At 53.4% G+C, this 18,342-nt stretch carries 17 protein-coding genes; 10 read left to right on the top strand and 7 right to left on the bottom strand.

Translation table 11 applies throughout. The features are described 5' to 3' along the window. Positions 1-100: 100 nt before the first annotated feature. The gene (locus TERTU_RS22275) at positions 101-367 is read right to left on the bottom strand and encodes a hypothetical protein (protein WP_015820791.1); all 267 of its coding nucleotides are present in this window, start codon (positions 365-367) and stop codon (positions 101-103) included. Between the two features lies 1 nt (position 368). Between TERTU_RS22275 and TERTU_RS19290 the strand changes: the two genes are divergently transcribed. After that, entirely contained in the window at positions 369-1,550 is a 1,182-nt protein-coding gene (locus TERTU_RS19290; protein ID WP_015820811.1) for a class I SAM-dependent RNA methyltransferase, read from the top strand. A 16-nt stretch (positions 1,551-1,566) separates the two neighbouring features. Here the strand turns inward: TERTU_RS19290 and TERTU_RS19285 are convergent, their stop codons facing one another. The 5 genes from TERTU_RS19285 to TERTU_RS19265 all read right to left on the bottom strand — a co-directional run bounded on the left by TERTU_RS19285 (position 1,567) and on the right by TERTU_RS19265 (position 5,622). Next, on the bottom strand, positions 1,567-2,448 hold the full coding sequence (locus TERTU_RS19285) for a TraB/GumN family protein (RefSeq protein WP_015820372.1): 882 nt from the start codon (positions 2,446-2,448) through the stop codon (positions 1,567-1,569). Between the two features lie 84 nt (positions 2,449-2,532). Further along, complete coding sequence (locus TERTU_RS19280; protein ID WP_018015399.1) at positions 2,533-3,084, bottom strand: hypothetical protein; 552 nt, start codon at positions 3,082-3,084, stop codon at positions 2,533-2,535. A 199-nt stretch (positions 3,085-3,283) separates the two neighbouring features. Beyond that, positions 3,284-4,117: an S-formylglutathione hydrolase gene (gene fghA / locus TERTU_RS19275; protein WP_015818625.1), complete on the bottom strand. Its 834-nt coding sequence runs from the start codon at positions 4,115-4,117 to the stop codon at positions 3,284-3,286. A 20-nt stretch (positions 4,118-4,137) separates the two neighbouring features. Beyond that, a complete protein-coding gene (gene hemH / locus TERTU_RS19270) occupies positions 4,138-5,238 on the bottom strand; it encodes a ferrochelatase (protein ID WP_015817680.1) in 1,101 nt (366 codons plus the stop codon). 171 nt (positions 5,239-5,409) lie between these two features. Next, a complete protein-coding gene (locus tag TERTU_RS19265) occupies positions 5,410-5,622 on the bottom strand; it encodes a lipocalin/fatty-acid binding family protein (RefSeq protein WP_015817262.1) in 213 nt (70 codons plus the stop codon). Positions 5,623-5,901: 279 nt separating this feature from the next. Here TERTU_RS19265 and TERTU_RS19260 point away from each other — a divergent pair, with 279 nt between their 5' ends. Then, the gene (locus TERTU_RS19260; RefSeq protein ID WP_018015402.1) at positions 5,902-6,444 is read left to right on the top strand and encodes an XrtA/PEP-CTERM system exopolysaccharide export protein; all 543 of its coding nucleotides are present in this window, start codon (positions 5,902-5,904) and stop codon (positions 6,442-6,444) included. Between the two features lie 70 nt (positions 6,445-6,514). Beyond that, entirely contained in the window at positions 6,515-7,771 is a 1,257-nt protein-coding gene (locus tag TERTU_RS19255) for a hypothetical protein (RefSeq protein ID WP_015818611.1), read from the top strand. A gap of 240 nt (positions 7,772-8,011) precedes the next feature. On the opposite strand, the gene xdp1 is transcribed toward TERTU_RS19255, so the two are convergent. Continuing rightward, positions 8,012-8,785 (bottom strand): exosortase-dependent surface protein XDP1, encoded by a 774-nt coding sequence (xdp1, locus tag TERTU_RS19245; RefSeq protein WP_015818139.1) that lies wholly within the window; start codon positions 8,783-8,785, stop codon positions 8,012-8,014. A 166-nt stretch (positions 8,786-8,951) separates the two neighbouring features. Here xdp1 and rfbA point away from each other — a divergent pair, with 166 nt between their 5' ends. The 7 genes from rfbA to TERTU_RS19210 are packed head-to-tail and all read left to right on the top strand — an operon-like array spanning position 8,952 to position 17,921. Then, on the top strand, positions 8,952-9,950 hold the full coding sequence (rfbA, locus tag TERTU_RS19240; RefSeq protein WP_015817797.1) for a glucose-1-phosphate thymidylyltransferase RfbA: 999 nt from the start codon (positions 8,952-8,954) through the stop codon (positions 9,948-9,950). Beyond that, on the top strand, positions 9,950-10,498 hold the full coding sequence (gene rfbC, locus TERTU_RS19235; protein ID WP_015817197.1) for a dTDP-4-dehydrorhamnose 3,5-epimerase: 549 nt from the start codon (positions 9,950-9,952) through the stop codon (positions 10,496-10,498). The genes rfbA and rfbC overlap by 1 nt, the downstream gene beginning before the upstream one ends. A gap of 8 nt (positions 10,499-10,506) precedes the next feature. Then, positions 10,507-11,373 (top strand): dTDP-4-dehydrorhamnose reductase, encoded by an 867-nt coding sequence (gene rfbD / locus TERTU_RS19230; protein WP_015820431.1) that lies wholly within the window; start codon positions 10,507-10,509, stop codon positions 11,371-11,373. Positions 11,374-11,386: 13 nt separating this feature from the next. After that, positions 11,387-12,457: a dTDP-glucose 4,6-dehydratase gene (rfbB, locus tag TERTU_RS19225; protein ID WP_015816886.1), complete on the top strand. Its 1,071-nt coding sequence runs from the start codon at positions 11,387-11,389 to the stop codon at positions 12,455-12,457. A 22-nt stretch (positions 12,458-12,479) separates the two neighbouring features. Then, positions 12,480-13,946: an undecaprenyl-phosphate glucose phosphotransferase gene (locus TERTU_RS19220; RefSeq protein ID WP_018015407.1), complete on the top strand. Its 1,467-nt coding sequence runs from the start codon at positions 12,480-12,482 to the stop codon at positions 13,944-13,946. Positions 13,947-13,967: 21 nt separating this feature from the next. Continuing rightward, the gene (gene xrtD / locus TERTU_RS19215; RefSeq protein ID WP_015820729.1) at positions 13,968-15,524 is read left to right on the top strand and encodes a VPLPA-CTERM-specific exosortase XrtD; all 1,557 of its coding nucleotides are present in this window, start codon (positions 13,968-13,970) and stop codon (positions 15,522-15,524) included. Positions 15,525-15,545: 21 nt separating this feature from the next. After that, on the top strand, positions 15,546-17,921 hold the full coding sequence (locus tag TERTU_RS19210; RefSeq protein WP_015820273.1) for a tetratricopeptide repeat protein: 2,376 nt from the start codon (positions 15,546-15,548) through the stop codon (positions 17,919-17,921). The last annotated feature ends 421 nt before the right edge of the window (positions 17,922-18,342 follow it).

The following is an 18,342-nucleotide window of genomic DNA, read 5'->3' as shown; positions in this document are numbered from 1 at the left end:
ACTCTCAGCGTAACAACGACAATTTAGTAGGCTATCCCTCCTCCTCGTGGATAACAGGCTGGTATCAGTCGGTTATCCACGCTTTTTTATCGCTTGCCGCTTAATCGGCCGCTTCCGGGCAGGGCCCTGACGCATAGGCCGTTATCGCTTCCTTCTGACAGGCGCTACAATTGTTGCCTTCGGTCGAGTGGCTGCCATCCTCGTGTATGGCGCAGACCGGGTCGTAAATCATCATGCACATCTGTGGCCGTGCCGATGGGCAGGGCGTTGCAGCAACCTTAGGTGTGGTATCCGCAGGCGACTGTGCAGGGTGTTGCGCGCAGCCGCACAGCAACATGACAGTAACAACAAAAGCGAGTTTAACCATAGTGACATCCTTTAAGCGGCGCACACCCAAGCGCGCCCAATTTCGCAGTGAAGTATTCTCTGCCGAGGTGCGAGACCTGGCAAGTGACGGTCGCGGCGTACTTCAGCACCCGTCTGGCAAAACATTTTTCGCGCCCGGTGTGTGGCCGGGTGAAGCGGGTGAATTCCGCAGTACCGGTGGCAAAGGGCGGGTGGGTTTTGCTGAGCTGGTGGCGCTGAGCCCAGGCCGCGAGCACCCGCAAAGACAAAATGCGCCTTGTGCGCATCATGGTTTTGGCGCGGCACAGTGCGGCGGATGCCCCTGGCAGTTTATGGCCTACGACGCGCAGCTCGCCGCCAAGCAAACGCGGGTAACCGCCGAGCTGGCGCGCCTTGGGGAAGCCGATAAGGTATTGCCCATTTGGCCGTCGCCACAGATCTTTGGCTATCGCAATCGCGCACAGTTCAAAACAGACGGGCGCGAAATTGGCTATGTGTCGGCAGCCAGCAATACCTTGGCGCCGGTGCAGCATTGCCCGGTGCTGTCGGAACCCAATCAGCACACCTTGCAAACACTGCGGGCGCAATTGCCGAACCGCGCCTGGCAGCCGGCGCGGCGCTCAGCCTGGCGCACGCTGGATATCGATGAATCGATTGCCGCCGAGCAGGTGTGCGTCGATCAACGCCTGCCGTTCAAACAGGGCAACAGCGCGCAAAATACCCGCATGCGCGCGTGGTTGGCTGAGCGCATTGCGCCGGGTACGCAGCAAGCCGTGGAATTGTTCTGCGGTTCTGGCAACCTCACTGAAGTTTTGTGTGATGCCGGTGTAGCAAAAATTAGTGCTGTGGAAGTGGTCGATGAGGCGATAGCCGCGTTGCGCGCTAAAGTGCTGGCAGGCGTGGAGCCTATCGTCTGCGATCTATTTGCGGACGACGGTCTGGCAAGTGTAGCGCGCGCGCTGAAAACAGCGGAATTGCTGGTGTTGGACCCGCCCCGCGAGGGCTGGAAGTCGCGTGCGGCAGCCTGGCCTAAGAACTGTCAGGTACGCCAGGTGCTATCGGTGTCTTGCGATCTGGCAACCTTTACGCGCGATCTGAGTTTTTTCCTGGACCAGGGGTTTCGGTTGGTGGAAGTCCAGCCGCTCGATCAATTTCCGCACACACCTCACATCGAGTTGCTCGCGCATCTTGAAAAAGATAGGTGAGTGCTGTGCGGCAAAATTACTGCTGCTTTAGCTGGTAACCGCGCGCCTGCAATTGTGCCAGCAAGCCATCAGGCCCCGGCAGATGCATAGCGCCAACCATAACAAGCTCGGTGCCATCGCTTTTCACCATGGACTCAATATGCGGCAGCCAGGCGTTGTTTCTGCTCACCAGTAAATCCTGATAGCTGCGTGGAAAGCGCGTGCGCATATCCTGGAGGTATTGGCTGTCCATGCTCGTGATGTCGCCGGTGAGCCAGTAGCGTTTCATGGTGGCCAACTCAGTTTCAATGCTCAGCAAATCTTCGATCGTGTAGAGCAGCATATCGTCTTCTTCACCCTGGCCCATGCGGCTGATGAATTGCAATTGTTCATCCGGAGTCTCCAGGTAGTCGCGGCGCTTGTTGTCCACCGATGCTTTCAGGTTGAAGGTGTACTCAACGCCCTGTTGTGCACTCATACCCAGCCGTTGCAGCTCTATGGACGACAACATCAGGCTGACTCCCACCGGTGTCAGGCGGGCGAAGGTTTCTATCGGCAGGCTTCTTTGCGTCAGGAACTGCTCCAATGCAGCATAGGTGGCGGGCTTGATTGCGCTGTCCAGGGTACGGCCATCCTGGAACATCACCAAAGCGGCTGCTTTGCGTTGATATTCGGGGCTTTGTGCGATGCTCACATCGGTTTCGAAAATCAAGGTATCCGCAGCGAGATAGGCCTGCTCGAAGGCGTCTGGTAACGGGTGGTCGGCACTGTTGAGCAAGTGAAACGTGCCTGCAAGGTACAAGGTGTGTTTCCCTTTACTGACCTGCCATACCGAAGTCGCAGCGGAAGCTGCCGTGGACAGCAGCAAAAACAGTGCGGCGAGCCCGTAACAACAACGGCGAAGGTTCTGGTGTTGCATTGGCTGTCTCCAGATTACAACGGTCTGAGTGCGGTTTGTGCGTAGAACGCAGTGAGCGTTATACGGTTTAACCAGGTAGAGATATCAATAATAGCCGAGTGCACGGGAGAGTGACTCCCGAGCGAGGCTGATATGTTGTCGACTGGGGGCCTCGCCGGGGCGGATAAATCGGCTGGATGACTGCGCAAATAAATAAGTTTCGATCTGGTGTTTGCGCGCCGCATCGACACCGTAGAGGATCGTGACCCAGTCATTTACACAGAGCAAATAATAGGCCGGCGAGAGGTCATTGTAGGGAGAAAAGGCGCGATGAATGCCCTGGATGTTGCGCTCCCCGGGTGAATGCAGGCCCTGCGGCACTGGCAGGGTGCTGAGATAGCGGTAGGGATAGAGCACCAGTGCGAACAAAACACGGGCAAGCCAAATAAGTAGTAGCAGGGGGAACAAAATAGCGATCAGAGGTACTTTTACGAGTGTCCAGGTATTCGACTTAGCTGTGCTGGATGCGCCTTGCAGCGATAAGGGGTGGGGCAGGAAGGATGTGAGTGTATCTTTCAATTGCTGAGCTAACTCTTTGCGTTGCCAGTACTGCACGGCGCTAAAACACCGCATCTCCACATCACTCATCTTTTCCATAAGGCAGGCTTGGGGGCTCTTTGCATTCAATCGCTGAGTTCGAGAGTGTATCCCGCTTGGTAAGTCGCGTACAGTAGGGTCTGTCTTTCAGTCGCGCAGCCAAGGCGCCGGCGTCGCGGTGAGTTCAACACGAATAGACGGGCGCCAATGCTGCAACTTTTGTGGTTGGCGAATTGGGGCTAATTAAAACTTATCCGGGCTAAGTGAGTATACCGGCATGATAAGCGATATGGCTTTCGATAAAACTCGCGACAAAAAAGTAACTGTGGTCGTAGCCTGGGTGCAGCTGATAGTTGAGCGGATGGCCTGCCTCTGCGCAGGCGGCTTGCAGGCGCTCCGGTTTCAACTCGTCCTCCAGAAAGTGATCGTCACTCCCCTGATCCACCAGCAGCGGCGTGCGGCAAGCGCCGTTCGCAACTAGCCAGCAGCTATCGTGGTGCTGCCAACGGGCTTTGTCCGCCCCCAGGTAATGCCGGAACGCGGTTTCGCCCCAGGGTGTTTTGGCGGGATTGCAGATCGGGGCAAACGCCGAAATAGAGCGGAACAGCTGTGGATAACTTAGCCCCAGCACAATTGCGCCATGGCCTCCCATGCCGTGACCGGCAATGCCAAAACACGAGTTATCCACAGGCAGGTCTGCGATTAAACCAGGCAGCTCGTCGCAAATGTACGACGCCATCTGATAGTTGGCGGCCCAGGGCTCTACGGTGGCATTCAGGTAGAAACTAGCGCCTTCACCAAGGTGCCAGGTGGGTTCATCACCCTTGTGGATCTGCTCGCCGCGGGGACTGGTGTCGGGTATTACCAACGCTATTCCGTGTTTAGCCGCAAACTGTTGAGCGCCGGCTTTGTGGACGAAATTCTCGTCGCTACAGGTGAAACCCGATAGCCAAAGCAGCGCAGGCACCTCGCCTGCCTGGGCTTGTGGCGGCAGGTATACGGAAAACCGCATGCTGCAATCGAGCACGCGACTGCGGTGTTGGAAACGCAATTGTTCACCGCCGAAGCAAGTGTGGCCACTGAGTTCGAGCACTGGTTGGCTTTCCTTTGGGTTTAAAGTTTTTTGGTCTGGTTGAATGGGCAGCTGTCGGCACGCTGCTGGCGCTGTTCCAGTTCGCGTTTGGCGGTGGGTGCCAGCGACCAACCTTGCAGGTTGTCGAGCACTAATTGCTCCAGTACGTCAATATGGTCCTCTCCCGCATTGAGGGCAGGAATATATTGGTAGTTTTCTCCACCATTTTGTAAAAAGTACTCGCGATTCTCTTCGCCGATCTCTTCAATCGTCTCCAGACAATCGGATGAAAAACCGGGACACATAATCTGCACGGATTTTACGCCCGCACCGGGAAGCTGTTTTAGCAGCACATCGGTGTAGGGCTGCAGCCATTCTTCGCGGCCGAAGCGACTCTGAAAGCTGGTAATGACTTCACTCTCGGTGAGCTGCAACGCTTCGGCCAGAAGGCGCGATGTGGCGAGGCACTGACAGTGGTAAGGGTCGCCGGCGTGAAGGTAACGCAGGGGCACTCCGTGATAAGAGAGAATGAGTTTGTCGGCGCGGCCGTTGTTCTGCCAATGCTGGCGCACTCGCTCGGCGAGTGCTGCTATATATCCGGGGTTATCGTGGTACTGATTGACAAAGCGCAACGCGGGTAGCCAGCGCCGCCGTTGGAAGTCTGCGCTTAAGGCATCAAACGTGGAACCGGTTGTGGCGGCAGAATATTGCGGATAGAGAGGAATCACCAATAATTGCTGTACGCCCTGATCGAACAGGGATTGCTGCACGTCTGCCATTGACGGCGAGCCGTAACGCATCGCCCAGGCAACCACGACCTGATCGTCGAACCGGCGCTGCAGCCGCACGTTAAGTGCGCTGGCCTGATCGGCAGTGTGTATCGCCAGGGGCGAGCCGCGCTCGGTCCATACTTTGGCATAGGCAGCGGCGGATTTTCGCGGTCGCACATTGAGAATAATGCCGTTCAGAATCAGCCACCAGAGCAGGCGCGGAAATTCCACTACACGCGGGTCCGATAAAAATTGTTTGAGATAGGGTTTAAGTGCTTTCGCCGTCGGTGCAGCGGGGGTGCCCAGGTTTACCAGGAGAACGCCTGTTTTGGGGTTTTGCGAATGACTAAAATTTTGGCTTTTGTATTGCACAGCAGCTTCCGAACAAAGTTAACTGGGCTGCAGTATAAGAGTGCCGTCTGTTGTGGTCGAGTCTCGAAACCAGAGCCAGGGCGACTGGAGTAATGAATGTGTTTTGCGGCTGTTGTGAAGCGCTGTGGCGGATGGCTCGCAGGCCATCCGCACAGGGGTGGAGAGGCGCGATTAAGACTCGCTGCTTGCCTCGCCTTCTGCGGATTCTTCAGCGGCTTCTGGCTCGGCTGGTTTTGGCTCTGGCTTGGTCATCAGGCCTTCTTTGATAAGGATCTCAACTTTAGCGTCGCCGTTAATTGCTTTGCGCTTGTTGTTACGCACGGCGTAGCGGTCGTCTTTACGTTGAAAAATGGTGTACTCGGCAGTTGTTTTAACCGTTTTCATCGGCCTTTCCTCTTAGGATGGTTGTTTAGGGCCGAGCATTGTAATGAGTTGTGGCCGCGCGCGCTACTGGCGGAAAAAATAGCAAACGGCTTAGACTTTGCATCCTGTGCCAGACTGGCCGAGAATAGCCTCAGTCACAGATTCAAAACCAAACACTTGGGGCAGAGATTTGTCCATTCAGAAGAACGAGGAATAGTTATGTGTCGAATAAAAATAGCGATAGTGGGCCTTTGGATGGCCGTGTTTGGCGTGGGGTGCTCGTCGCCGTCGCGGCAGGAGATGCCGCAGGAAACCGCGGTGAACTTCGAATCTGTTGATACTTACAAAATCGGTATTGCCGATCAGCTCAGTGTGGCGGTGTGGCGCAATGCTGAGTTGTCCGTCAATGTACCGGTCCGACCTGACGGAAAAATTTCCATTCCTTTGATTGGCGATGTGATTGCCGCGGGCAAGGAGACGACCGAACTCAGTAGCGAAATAGAAAAAGCGCTGGCGAATTACGTGCGTACGCCCAACGTTACAGTGATCGTAACCTCGGCCAACAACGCCGAGTATATTAACCGTGTGCGGGTGACCGGCGCTGTATTGCAGCCAGTATCCTTGCCTTATCGCGAGAACATGACGGTGCTGGATCTCGTTTTGGCCGCCGGTGGGCTGAGTGAGTTCGCCAGTGGCAACTCCGCTAAACTCTACCGTAAAACGGAAGACGGCGTAAAAACCTATAAGATCCGTTTGAAAGATATTATGAACAAAGGTGATATCCGCACCAACTACACGTTGCTGCCGTCCGATATTGTTACGGTTCCCGAATCCACCTTCTAAACCGTATCAACCAAAAAGAGGGCACTTCACGCTGGCCATTTCCGCCGCGTAGCGCCCTTTCGGGGAAATCATGAAAGCAAAACTTCTTTGTATCGCCATCTGCAGTGCGGTGGCCCAGGCATATGCGGAGAGCGACGCTGAGGTGGTCCTGTCCACGGATTACGAGCATCGAACCAATATTAATCGCTCGGCAACCGATCCCGTCGATGACGACGTCTGGGTGTACGGAGGGTCGGCGAGTTATCAAACTCAAAAGCAACACGGTGATGTGCAATTAAACTACACCGTGGCCCACGAAAAATATCTCGACGAAACGAACTCCGACCGCGACCGTATTAATGGTGAAGCGGCGCTAAACCTCTATACCTCGAGCCGTCGCCTCGGCGTCTACGCCGAGACCCGCACCGCGGAAACGTCATTAGATACCTTGCGCGCGGAACTGCCGCAAAACAGTAACCGGGTATCCAGCTACCAGGCAGGGGTGCAGGGCCGGTTGCGGCCTTCGCGTCGCGATGCCGTGGATATTCGCGCAGGTAAAATCTGGGTCGAAAGCGAAAATGACCTGTTGAACAGTGAGTCCGAAACCGCAGTCGTGGTTTGGGGGCACAGCTTGAGCGCCCGTACCAGTGGCGGTATTCAGCTGGTGTACCTGAGCACCAGCCCAGATGCAGAGGAAATCGCCGATTACGGCACCCAAAAGGCAGGTATTTTCTGGCAGCGCCAACTTAAAACCGGGTCCGCGTTGTTGCAGGTGGGGGCGGCGAAAACCGACGCCGTGAAACCGTCTGGCGACCAGGTGGGTTATGTGGGGGAGGCGCGTCTGGAGCTTGAATCGGTAACGCCAAGACGCAGCTTACAGGTGACGGGCGGGCGTGAACTGGCGGGTTCCGGCATGGGGCAAGGCGGGAATCCCAATGGCGGGCTGCGTCAGACCGGCAATGAATTCCGCCTGGATATTCGCGACTATTTTACTGCGGATTACCGCTACCAGATTGCGCCGCAGCGCCTGAGCTGGGGCTTATACGGTGACTATTCTCACGAGAAAAACCAGCTGGCGGATGATTTAAACGAGGCCACGCGTGTGGGTACCGATTTCACCTGGCAATTTAAGTTTGGAGGGGAATTAACGCTCGCGGCTGATCAGATATCCCGTAAGCGAGGGTTGGAAGCTTCCGCTGAGCAGCAAGACGAACTGAATTACAGTCTTCAGTATCGGCAGGAAGTGGCGCGACGGGTGTCCGTCAACTGTCGTTACGAAGTTCGACAGTTCGAAAGTGGTATCGAAAGTACAATACTCGGGTGTGGCCTGGATGTGGCCGCGTTTTAGCGGCTGGTTGATAGCTGCAGTTGATAACGGGTTGTTGAGAGCTGGTAGTTAAGAAACTGGTTTTTAGGAAGCTGGTAGTTAGGAAACAGGCAGTTGAGAAACCGGTCGCTGGGAAACTGAATGGTCAGCTGCGCAGCAATGGCTTTTCGGCAGGTTGTAAGGCGTAACTTAAAAACTGCAGTTAGCGGCATAAAAAAACGGGCCTTGTGGCCCGTTTCAAAAACATCTTGGTTGTAGCGTTTATTTGGCTTGCTTGCGGCGCATGGAGCCGAAGATAACCAGCGCTGTACCGAACAGCAGAAGAGAGCCGGGAAGTGGCACAGGGTTAACTGTTACGCTGATGCTATCCAGCTTCCAGAAGTCGTTAGCAGCCGAAAAGTGGGTGCCAGCTTCGTTGTCGAGGTTCAGCGTTGGGTTGTACGCACCAACCAGCCAGTAGCGAGACATCATACCGCCCGCGTTAACAGCTTCAGGGCTGTTCAGGTTGTCAATGCGGTAGTTGCCAATGCCTGCCCACTCGTCATTGAGCAGGTCGCTCCACTCGGAGCCAACAAAGTTATCGGGGGTGCCGGCACCGCCGTATGCCAGAACAGAGGCTTCGCTGTTGCGGCTCGAAGGCTGGAACAGGTTAAGCATGGTGCCACGCCAGCCGGCAGTAATGGAATCGAGGCTTACCGCCTGGTCGAAGCTTAGAAGCAGCATATCGTAATCGAAGCGGAAGGTGCTGAGGTTAAAGCCGTTATCGATGGCGTGTTCCGGGCTCCAGCCATCTTCCACACCCAGGCCTGCGCCATAGTTGCCGACGGTGTCGCTTTCGATCTCGCCGCGGCGGTCATAGGAGAAGCCGCTAACGCTGAGATTTACATCGCCTGCAGTGTAGTTATACACAGAGTTGCCGTAGGACGACGTTGGGTTGGACAGGTCCAGATCAATGCTTACAGCAGAGGCGTTAACCGCCATAAATGCGCTGCAAAACAATGAAAAAATGAATGATTTATGATTCCTTGAAGCCATGGCTTACCTCCACTTTCAACACGCTTTTTTCTGTTTTTTATAACGAGATTCGCCTGCTGAATGATTGTTCAAAAATTAGCATAAGTGCTTGCTTTGCGATCATATGCATGTACCTTGCCAATTTTGTAAGTTATTGATATTAATACAAAATATACGGATTTTGCGGTTGTCGCCTAAATCCGCTGTAAATATTTCTGACATCAAAAAAAACAGCCGCCACGGCATGCGCGGTGGCTATTTCAGTTATCATGGCTGGCGATTCTGTTCAGCTATTAACACGGAGAATGTTATGCGAAAAGGCATTATTCTGGCGGGCGGCAGTGGCACCCGGCTCTATCCATTAACTCAGGTGGTTAGCAAGCAGCTAATGCCAGTTTACGATAAGCCGATGATCTACTATCCGCTTGCAACCCTAATGCAAAGTGGTATTCGCGAAATCCTCATTATCAGTACCCCACAGGAATTGCCGCGCTTTCAGGCGCTTTTAGGCGATGGTTCGCAGTGGGGGATTTCCCTGGTTTACACCGAACAACCCTCGCCAGACGGGCTTGCCCAGGCGTTTTTACTTGCCGAAGACTTTCTCGCTGGCAACCCTGCTGCATTGATTCTGGGTGACAACCTTTTTTACGGTCACCAACTCGTCGAGAAGCTAAAGCGTGCAAACGAGCGCGAGCAGGCCACGGTTTTTGGCTATCACGTTGCAAATCCGCGCGCCTATGGGGTTATTGATTTTGACGACAACGGCAAAGCGCTGTCGATTGAAGAGAAACCCCAGCAGCCCAAGTCTAACTACGCCGTTCCCGGAATTTACTTTTTCGACAGTGACGTTGTAAATGTTGCAAAAAGCGTCAAGCCTTCGCCCCGAGGGGAGCTCGAAATTACGGACGTTATCGAGCATTATTTGAAACTTGGCACACTTAATGTAGAGATTATGGGGCGCGGTGCTGCCTGGCTGGATACAGGGACGCACGACTCGTTATTGGATGCGGCCATGTTTATTTCGACCTTGGAAAAACGTCAGGGCTTGAAAGTGAACTGTCCCGAAGAAGTCGCGTACCGCAACGGTTATATCAGCGCGCAGCAGTTGCGTGAGCTGGCCGAACCATTACGTAAAAGCGGTTACGGCGAATACTTACTGGGCTTATTGGAAACCAAGGTTTTTTAATGGAATTTATTCACACAGCCATACCCGATGTCGTGATCATCGAGCCGCGGGTGTTTGGAGATGAGCGCGGGTTCTTTATGGAAACCTTCCGCGCGGATGCGTTTGCAGAACACTGCACCGAGCGGCCTTTCGTGCAGGACAACCACAGTGCCTCGCGCCAGGGGATTCTGCGCGGGCTGCACTATCAGATGGAGCAGACCCAAGGCAAGTTGGTGCGGGTTGTGAGTGGCAAGGTGTTCGACGTGGCGGTGGATTTACGCCAATCGTCGGCGACTTTCGGCCAGTGGGTCGGTGTCGAGTTATCAGCAGACAACAAGCGCCAGCTCTGGGTGCCCGAAGGCTTCGCTCACGGTTTTTACGTGATGAGTGAATTTGCCGAATTTGTTTACAAATGCACGGACTATTATCACCCGCAAAGTGAGCGGTCACTGCGTTGGGATGACCCGACAGTGGGTGTTGAGTGGCCGCTGGTCAACGGTGAAGCGCCGGCGCTATCGGCAAAAGATGCCGACGGTGCTCTGTGGGCAAACACGGATTATTTTGGATAGGAAATTTTGTGAAAGTTTTAGTATGTGGACGCGGCCAGTTGGGCGCTGAGCTGGCGCGAACCTGTCCGGATTCAGTCGAATTGGTACACCTCGGCCGCGATGCGCTCGATATAGCCGATGCCGGTCAGGTGGATCGGGTAGTCGCCGAGCTCAAACCTGCGGCGATTATCAATGCTGCAGCCTACACGGCGGTGGATAAAGCCGAAACTGACGCCGACGCGGCTCGAGCAGGCAACGAGGTCGGGCCCGCAAATCTTGCGCGCGCTGCGGCGAACAACGGCAGCTACCTGCTGCATATTTCCACAGACTTTGTGTTTGACGGCACCGCCAACACGCCTTATCTGCCGGATGCGCCCGTAGCGCCGCTGGGTGTATATGGTCAGACCAAGCTTGCTGGCGAAGTGGCGATTGCTGAATCTGGATTGTCGCACTGGGCGATTTTGCGCACGGCCTGGGTATTTTCAGCCTTGGGTAATAATTTCGTTAAAACGATTTTACGCCTGGCGGCCGACCGGCCAAAACTCACTATCATTGCGGATCAAATAGGCTCACCTACGTGCGCTAAGCATTTGGCGAAAACCTGTTGGCTGGCGGTAAATCATCAGCTACAGGGCATTCACCACTGCACCTGCGATGGGGTCGCGAGCTGGTACGATTTTGCTATGGCAATTCAGGAGCTTGGCGCAGCACGCGGCTTGTTGAGCGGCACCTGTGATATCGCCCCGATTCGAACGGAAGATTACCCGACGCCAGCACGGCGTCCTCACTACAGCGTGTTGAGCAACGCGTCCTTGCGAGAGCAATTACCCGAAGCACCAAGTGTGTACTGGCGCAAGGCGCTCGCGGAAATGCTCGACGAATTAGCTAACCGATAGAGAAACAATATTCATGAGTAAAACCCTTCTGGTAACCGGCGGAGCCGGTTTCATTGGCGCGAACTTTGTTCACTACTGGCTGGAAACCTATCCGGCAGATCGTGTCATCGTGCTAGACGCTCTGACTTATGCTGGCAACCCTGCCAATTTGACCGCAGTGGAATCGGTCGAGAATTTTCGTTTCGTCAAAGGCGATATTCTGGATCAACCTCTGGTAGAGCAATTGCTGCGCGATAACAGTGTCGATACTTTGGTGCACTTCGCGGCCGAATCCCACGTTGATCGGTCGATTACCGGCCCGGATGCATTTATAGAGACTAATATCGTCGGTACGCATACCCTGCTAAAAGCTGCAAAAAAAGTATGGCTGGATGAGGGTTTGTGCAAAGAGGGGCACCGCTTTCATCATATTTCGACCGACGAAGTTTACGGCACTCTTGGGCCGAACGATCCAGCATTTTCGGAAACTACGCCTTACGCTCCCAATTCTCCGTACTCAGCCAGTAAAGCGGCTTCCGATCACCTTGTGCGCTCCTACTTGCATACCTACGGCCTGCAGGTGACCACGTCTAATTGTTCAAACAATTACGGGCCGTTCCATTTTCCCGAGAAACTCATTCCGCTGATTATCACTAACATCTTACGCGACCGAAAGCTGCCGGTTTACGGTGACGGCAAGCAGATTCGCGATTGGCTGTATGTCACTGACCACGCGCGGGGCATTGACCTGGTTCTGCGCAAAGGCGTGGTGGGTGAGTCCTACAACATTGGCGGGATCAACGAATGGGCTAATATCGATATTGTGCAATTGGTGTGCAAGTTGATGAACGAGCGGTTCGCTGCCAGTTCTGTGCTCGCAGAACGGTTTCCGAACGCGCGCTCCGCTATCGCAGGCACTGCTGCCGACCTCATTGAATTTGTGACAGACCGGCCCGGACACGATCGCCGCTACGCGATTGACCCCACCAAAGCGAACGCAGAGCTGGGGTATAAACCTCAGGAGTCATTCGATACCGGTATTGCCAAAACGATCGACTGGTATCTCGATAACCAAGAGTGGTGGAGCCCTCTGATCAAAAACTAAGGAAATGAGAGCGAATTCATTGATGACGAATAATGCCGCGTTACCCAGCCAACCGGAGGCACCGACATTGTTGAGAAATTACAGCACGGTGCAGGTAAGTCGCAAACGCTTGCTGCGCAACCACGACACCTTTATTCAGTGGGTGCAGCACGTGCTTAATATCAGCTGTGTGTGTGCCTGTCTGGTATTGCTGACCTACTCGGAGGTCGGCGAATTTACCGTGCCGTACCGCTCACTGATCGCATTTACCGTGCTGTTGATGGTGTTGGTGTACCGTTCGCTCGGCATTTACCGGCGTTTTGAAAATCTCGAAGGTGGGGTGCGGCAGTTGTGCCGTGCCTGGGGACTGGTGGTCATTCTGCTCGGGGTGCTGTCGGCGATTACCGGGGTGACCGACATCTTCTCGAAAAGCGTCATTATCGAATGGGGCGTTATGTCTATCGCCGCGCAAATCCTGATTTTTTACATCACTTACAAAATACACGCCTGGTACTCACAACGCGTACAGGTTCGTATTCCGACCCTGATTATCGGTGCGGGAAATATGGCGCAGCACCTCGCCGAGCGCATTACCAGTAATATCTGGTTGCCCGAAGAGGTGGTTGGGGTAATGACGCGCGATGCGGTACCCATCGATTGGGCGAAAGAGCAGTACCCCTTCCTCGGCGATGTGGACCAGATTGCCGATGTGGTAAAAGAAAAGGGCGTAAAGCGTATTTATGTTGCACTTGCGTTTCACAACATCGACAAACTGCTGGATATTCAGGAACGGCTGAAAGACGTAAATGTGGATTTGATCTGGGCGCCGGATATTTTTTCATTGAACCTGCTCAACCACAGCGTGCGCGAAATGGCCGGTGTGCCACTGATCAACCTGAACGAAACACCACTTCTCGCTGGGGGCCCCGCGTTTGTTAAATATACGCTCGACAAGCTCTTCTCGTTGATCGCGATTGTGATGTTGTCGCCGATATTGATTTCGGTTGCGCTCATTATCAAGGCGACCTCGAAAGGGCCAATTATTTTCAAACAAATTCGTGACGGTTGGGATGGCAAGCAGTTTCACGTCTATAAATTTCGCAGTATGTACGTGCACACACCGGAAAAAATCGTCAAACAGGCCACTAAAGGTGACCCTCGGATTACGCCGATTGGCCGTTTTATTCGCCGCACCAGTATCGATGAATTACCGCAGCTGTTTAACGTGCTCGAAGGCAGCATGTCGCTAGTTGGCCCGCGCCCGCATGCGGTATCACACAATCAGTTTTATTCCGGGCAGGTGAAGCAATATCTTGCACGGCATCGAATTAAACCCGGCATGACGGGGCTGGCCCAGGTGAATGGCCATCGCGGTGAAACCGAAACTGTGGAGGCGATGGAAAAGCGTGTTCGCTACGACCTGGAATACATTAAAAACTGGTCACTGTCATTGGATCTGAAAATCCTGTTTAAAACACCCTTTGTGTTATTCTCCAAGAATGCCTATTGATGAGATTAAGGCGGTAGCGAAATGAACGCTATTGCCTCGCCCATGGATTTAGTTCGACCCCAGAGTGCCGCTCATTCGCTGCTGGTGCTCTTTGTTCTCGCCACACTTGCCTTCGCCCCCAGTCTGTATGGCCTGGTTGGCGATTGGCTTGCGTCTCCGGAGTATGGTCACGGCATCCTTGTATCGGGGATCGCCGTGTATCTGCTCTGGTGTCGCCGCGACATGGTGGCGTGCGCCGCAGACAAAGCGTTTGTTGGGTGCGTGGTTTTGGTGGCTTTGGCGCTGGCCTGCTACGGTTTTGCGATGTTGGGCGATATAACCGTGCTCAAACACTACGCTTACGTGGCGACCCTGGCTTCGATTGCGCTTACCCTTGGCGGCTGGCCTGTTTTGCGGGTGGTTGGTTTTCCACTCGTGCTGATATTCTTCTCCATTCCTCTGCATCCCTTCTTTACCAACCACCTCACTAGCGATTTACAGTTGGTGTCGTCAACTATTGGGGTATGGTTTATACACTTGATGGGCATTCCCGCGCTGCAGGAAGGCAACGTAATCAATATGGGTGACTTCTCCCTGTTGGTGGAGGAAGCTTGCTCTGGATTGCGTTATTTACTTCCGCTGGCCAGCATATCGCTACTGATTGGCTACTACTATCGCGGCAGGCTGATAACCCGAATATTGCTGTTTTTGTCGGCGATCCCCATCACCGTATTCATGAACAGCTTGCGTATAGCGGTCACCGGATTCCTGATTAAATACGTCGGCAAGGAGTCTGCAGACGGCTTTCTGCATGATTTTGAAGGCTGGTTTGTATTTGTGGTTTCCTGTGTATTGCTTGGTCTTGCTCTGGTGGTGCTGGCTAAGGTAAATCGACGGGCGCTAACCCTGCAGGACAATTTTAAATTCCCCGTTGTTGCCGTCGAAGATCTCCGCGCAGGTTCGCCGGTGGGTGCGCGTATTCACGGGGTGATTGCCGCGTTACTCATTCTGGGCGGCAGTGCTATCAGTTACCTGTGGCTGAACAAAGAAACAGTGATTCCCGCGCGCGAAACCTTCGACAAATTCCCGTTAACCCTCGCCGGGCGAGACCTCTATCCAGACGTGCTCGACAGCCATGTGCTGAATATTCTGAAACTGGACGACTATTTTATTGGCGATTATCTCGCTACAGATAAGCTGCCGGTCAACTTATACATGGCCTATTACGAGGCTCAGCAGGACGGCTCGTTGATTCACTCACCCTCAGACTGTATCCCGGCTGGCGGATGGGAAATAACTGATTCCAGTATTATCGACCTGACGGACCTTGGGTTTCGCGGTCGCGGCAATCGCGCAATTATAGAAAAAGGCGACAACCGATTGCTTGTTTACTATTGGGTGAATGAACAAGCTCGCAATTACGCGACAGAATTTGAAGTCTACAACTCCTTAGTATTGCGATCGATTACTCACGGTCGCACCGACGCTACGCTAGTGCGGGTGTATGTACCGCTGCGCGAGGGCGTTGATAGCGAAGGCCAGTTGAAGGAGTTTGTCGCCGCACTCGCCGATCGAAGCGCACCTTTTTTACCGCAATAAAATGCAGAGTTATACACGACTATGAAAAAAATAATTCCACTATTGGTGCTTGTCGCGGTATTGACGGCCTGCAAAAGCGAAGAAGAAAAATCGCAGGAATATTATGAGAGCGGTGCGGCCTACCTGGAGAAAGGTGAGTACTCTTCGGCCGAGTTAGAGTTTAAAAATGCGCTCAAGATCAATCCGCACAATACGGACGCGCAATTTGGTACAGCCGTTATTTACGAAAGTAAAAAACGCTGGGTTGAGTTGGAGAAAACACTGGTTGGTATTCTCGATTTTGACCCTGAATATATCGAGGCGCGAATTAAGCTCACCAACCTGTACCTTGGCCAGAACAAAATTGATAAGGCGATGGTGCACACCGAAAAGTTGATGACTCAGCAGCCGCAAAACCCGATGGTGAAAACGCTGCGGGCCGCGGTGCTGTATAAAATCGACGACCGCGACGGTGCGCGAAACCTCATTGATCAAGTATTAGCCGCTCACCCACATTACGTTGATGCGGTTATTCTCAAAGCTCATGACCTCCTGTTCCAAGATAAAAACAGCGAAGCGATCGCGGTGTTGGATGGCGCGCTGAAAGAGCAGCCCAAGAGCGTGGTGCTTAATATTGTGTTGTTGCAGGCGCTCAATAAAGCCGGGGAAGCTTCAAGGGCGGAATCTGTATATCGCACCTTGATTGAGATCTACCCGGACAACAGCAATATCCCGTTGTCACTGGCTCGACACCTTGCCTCCAACAATCAAGTGGAAGCAGCTGTAGCGCTTCTGGAAAAGCAGGCTGAGCAAAAGCAGGATACTGAGTTTTTGTTTAAGGCGATCGAACTGGTCAATGACCGTGATGGTATTGACGCTGCCGAGGCATTGACCAAAAAGTATCTCAAACAATTTCCGGCGTTGGAACGTTTGCGTTTCGCACTGGTGGATATCTATGTAAAAACCGGCCGCTTAGCCGAGGCAGTGGCAGAGCTGGATAAAATCTGGCTGGCAGGGGGCGAAACCCGGCTGACAGTTGATGCGGGTTTGCGTAAAGGCCGGCTAGAACTAATGAATAACAGTTTGTCCGATGCGGAAAAAACGATCGCCCGGCTCGAAGAGCTGGATGCGAACAATCCCAAAGTCGCCGTGTTGCAAGGGGATTTGTTACTCGCTAAACACGATGGCGCCGGTGCGATCCGTGTGTTGCGTACTGCACTGAGGCAGGTGGCCGTCGATGCCGACGTGTTTGCCGCGCTGGCCAAAGCGCATCGAGCGCAAGCGGAGTTTGAGTTGGCTAACGAGTACTTTGCGAAGGCGGTGCGTGCACCTGACGGAATAAAATACGCAGTGGATTACGCGCAGTTCTTACTCGAGCAGAAAAAACTGAGTCTCTCTGAGCAAATCCTCCAGCAGCTTATTTTGCGTAATCGTGGCAGTGAACGCGTGCTCAATTTACTGGCGCAGGTCAAGCTTGCCAAAGAGCAATGGCAAGAAGCGGAAATGATAGCTGATCAAATGCAACAGATCGAAGGCGAAGATACGGTTGTGGCCTACATTCGTGGCATGGCAGCTTCCGGCAAGGGAGACAACGAAGGCGCTATTGCCGCCATGGAAAATCTGCAAAAACTCAGCCCTGATTCCATGCGCTCTATGGTGTTGTTAGTCGACGCCTATATTAAGGCGGGTCAACGAGATGAAGCGGAAACCTTCTTGAACCGGGTAATCGCAACCGATCCAAACTCCTACACTGGGTACTTTTTGCGCGGCAATTTGCACCTCTATTTCGGTGAGGCGGAACCTGCGGTACGGGATTACCAGCAGGCGATTAAAAACGATCCCAAAAAAGAAGGTGCTTATAACGCGCTTGCGAAGTTGAACCTGCGGCTAGGCAAAGTGGCCGATGCAGAACGGGTACTCAGCCAGGGCGTACGGCGATTGCCGGATAGCGAGACGCTTACCGCCTTTCGTGCCGAGCTCCACCGCCGTGCCGGCGAGCTGGATCAAGCCGTTGCCATGTATCGCGCGCTCCTTGCTAGAAACGACAGCCTGGATGTGGTGGCTAATAATTTAGCGTCCACATTGATCACACTGGGTGGTGCCGACAATTTACAATCCGCTCTGCAAGTGGCGGCGCGGTTCCGCACCTCAAAGGTGCCACAATTTCTCGACACGCTCGGCTGGGCCTATGTGCTCAACAACCAGTTGGATGACGGTCTATCTTTGTTGCGACGTGCTTCGCTCAAACTACCTGACGAGCCAGAAATCGCCTATCACCTGGCTGAAGGTTATTTCCGCAATCAGGATTACACCAACGCGAAAATTCAGGTAGACGAAGCGCTTGCAAAAGGAACCGACAGTTTGAGCTGGTATACAACTGCTGAAACCTTGCAGAAAAAGATTGCTGCAGCTTTGTAACCTTTGCGTGCTGTCGGCGCGATTTACATTAGTATGAGTCGGTAATTAATTGATGGTGCAAAAAATCGCCATCAATGCCTCCAAAGAGCGCGAAAATTTAACGTTTGGCGCACTTAGTATCCAACTGTCGGACTAAAGTGGAGGGTTTTAGTAGGTGGCACAGTGATTGCTCTAGTAAGAATGTCGGGGCAACTTTTCTTAACCTAACTTTGAGCCCCACTTTAAATTGTCTGACATCTGTACACGGAGGGTGAAGTACTGTGAAGTCGATCAAACAACTGGTATTGCTGTTTATATTCGTTGTGTTTTCTGTCAGCGCTTACGCCTACATGTTTGTTGATACAAATAAGGTAGGAGCGCCTTTGGGAGACAATTTCTCGCTGCCGGTGGTAGCGGTTTGCTTCGGGCTTTTGTTGATAGT

The organism is Teredinibacter turnerae T7901, from assembly GCF_000023025.1.
GTDB lineage: Bacteria > Pseudomonadota > Gammaproteobacteria > Pseudomonadales > Cellvibrionaceae > Teredinibacter > Teredinibacter turnerae_B.
This window is presented reverse-complemented; position numbering and strand designations above follow the sequence as displayed.

What these genes read in the sequence shown, in the direction of transcription:
- TERTU_RS22275 (WP_015820791.1), bottom strand. Translation starts at nt 367, where the DNA reads ATGGTTAAACTCGCTTTTGTTGTTACTGTCATGTTGCTGTGCGGCTGC.
- TERTU_RS19285 (WP_015820372.1), bottom strand. Translation starts at nt 2,448, where the DNA reads ATGCAACACCAGAACCTTCGCCGTTGTTGTTACGGGCTCGCCGCACTG.
- TERTU_RS19280 (WP_018015399.1), bottom strand. Translation starts at nt 3,084, where the DNA reads ATGGAAAAGATGAGTGATGTGGAGATGCGGTGTTTTAGCGCCGTGCAG.
- TERTU_RS19265 (WP_015817262.1), bottom strand. Translation starts at nt 5,622, where the DNA reads ATGAAAACGGTTAAAACAACTGCCGAGTACACCATTTTTCAACGTAAA.
- TERTU_RS19260 (WP_018015402.1), top strand. Translation starts at nt 5,902, where the DNA reads ATGCCGCAGGAAACCGCGGTGAACTTCGAATCTGTTGATACTTACAAA.
- TERTU_RS19255 (WP_015818611.1), top strand. Translation starts at nt 6,515, where the DNA reads ATGAAAGCAAAACTTCTTTGTATCGCCATCTGCAGTGCGGTGGCCCAG.
- xdp1 (WP_015818139.1), bottom strand. Translation starts at nt 8,785, where the DNA reads ATGGCTTCAAGGAATCATAAATCATTCATTTTTTCATTGTTTTGCAGC.
- rfbC (WP_015817197.1), top strand. Translation starts at nt 9,950, where the DNA reads ATGGAATTTATTCACACAGCCATACCCGATGTCGTGATCATCGAGCCG.
- rfbB (WP_015816886.1), top strand. Translation starts at nt 11,387, where the DNA reads ATGAGTAAAACCCTTCTGGTAACCGGCGGAGCCGGTTTCATTGGCGCG.
- TERTU_RS19220 (WP_018015407.1), top strand. Translation starts at nt 12,480, where the DNA reads ATGACGAATAATGCCGCGTTACCCAGCCAACCGGAGGCACCGACATTG.
- xrtD (WP_015820729.1), top strand. Translation starts at nt 13,968, where the DNA reads ATGAACGCTATTGCCTCGCCCATGGATTTAGTTCGACCCCAGAGTGCC.
- TERTU_RS19210 (WP_015820273.1), top strand. Translation starts at nt 15,546, where the DNA reads ATGAAAAAAATAATTCCACTATTGGTGCTTGTCGCGGTATTGACGGCC.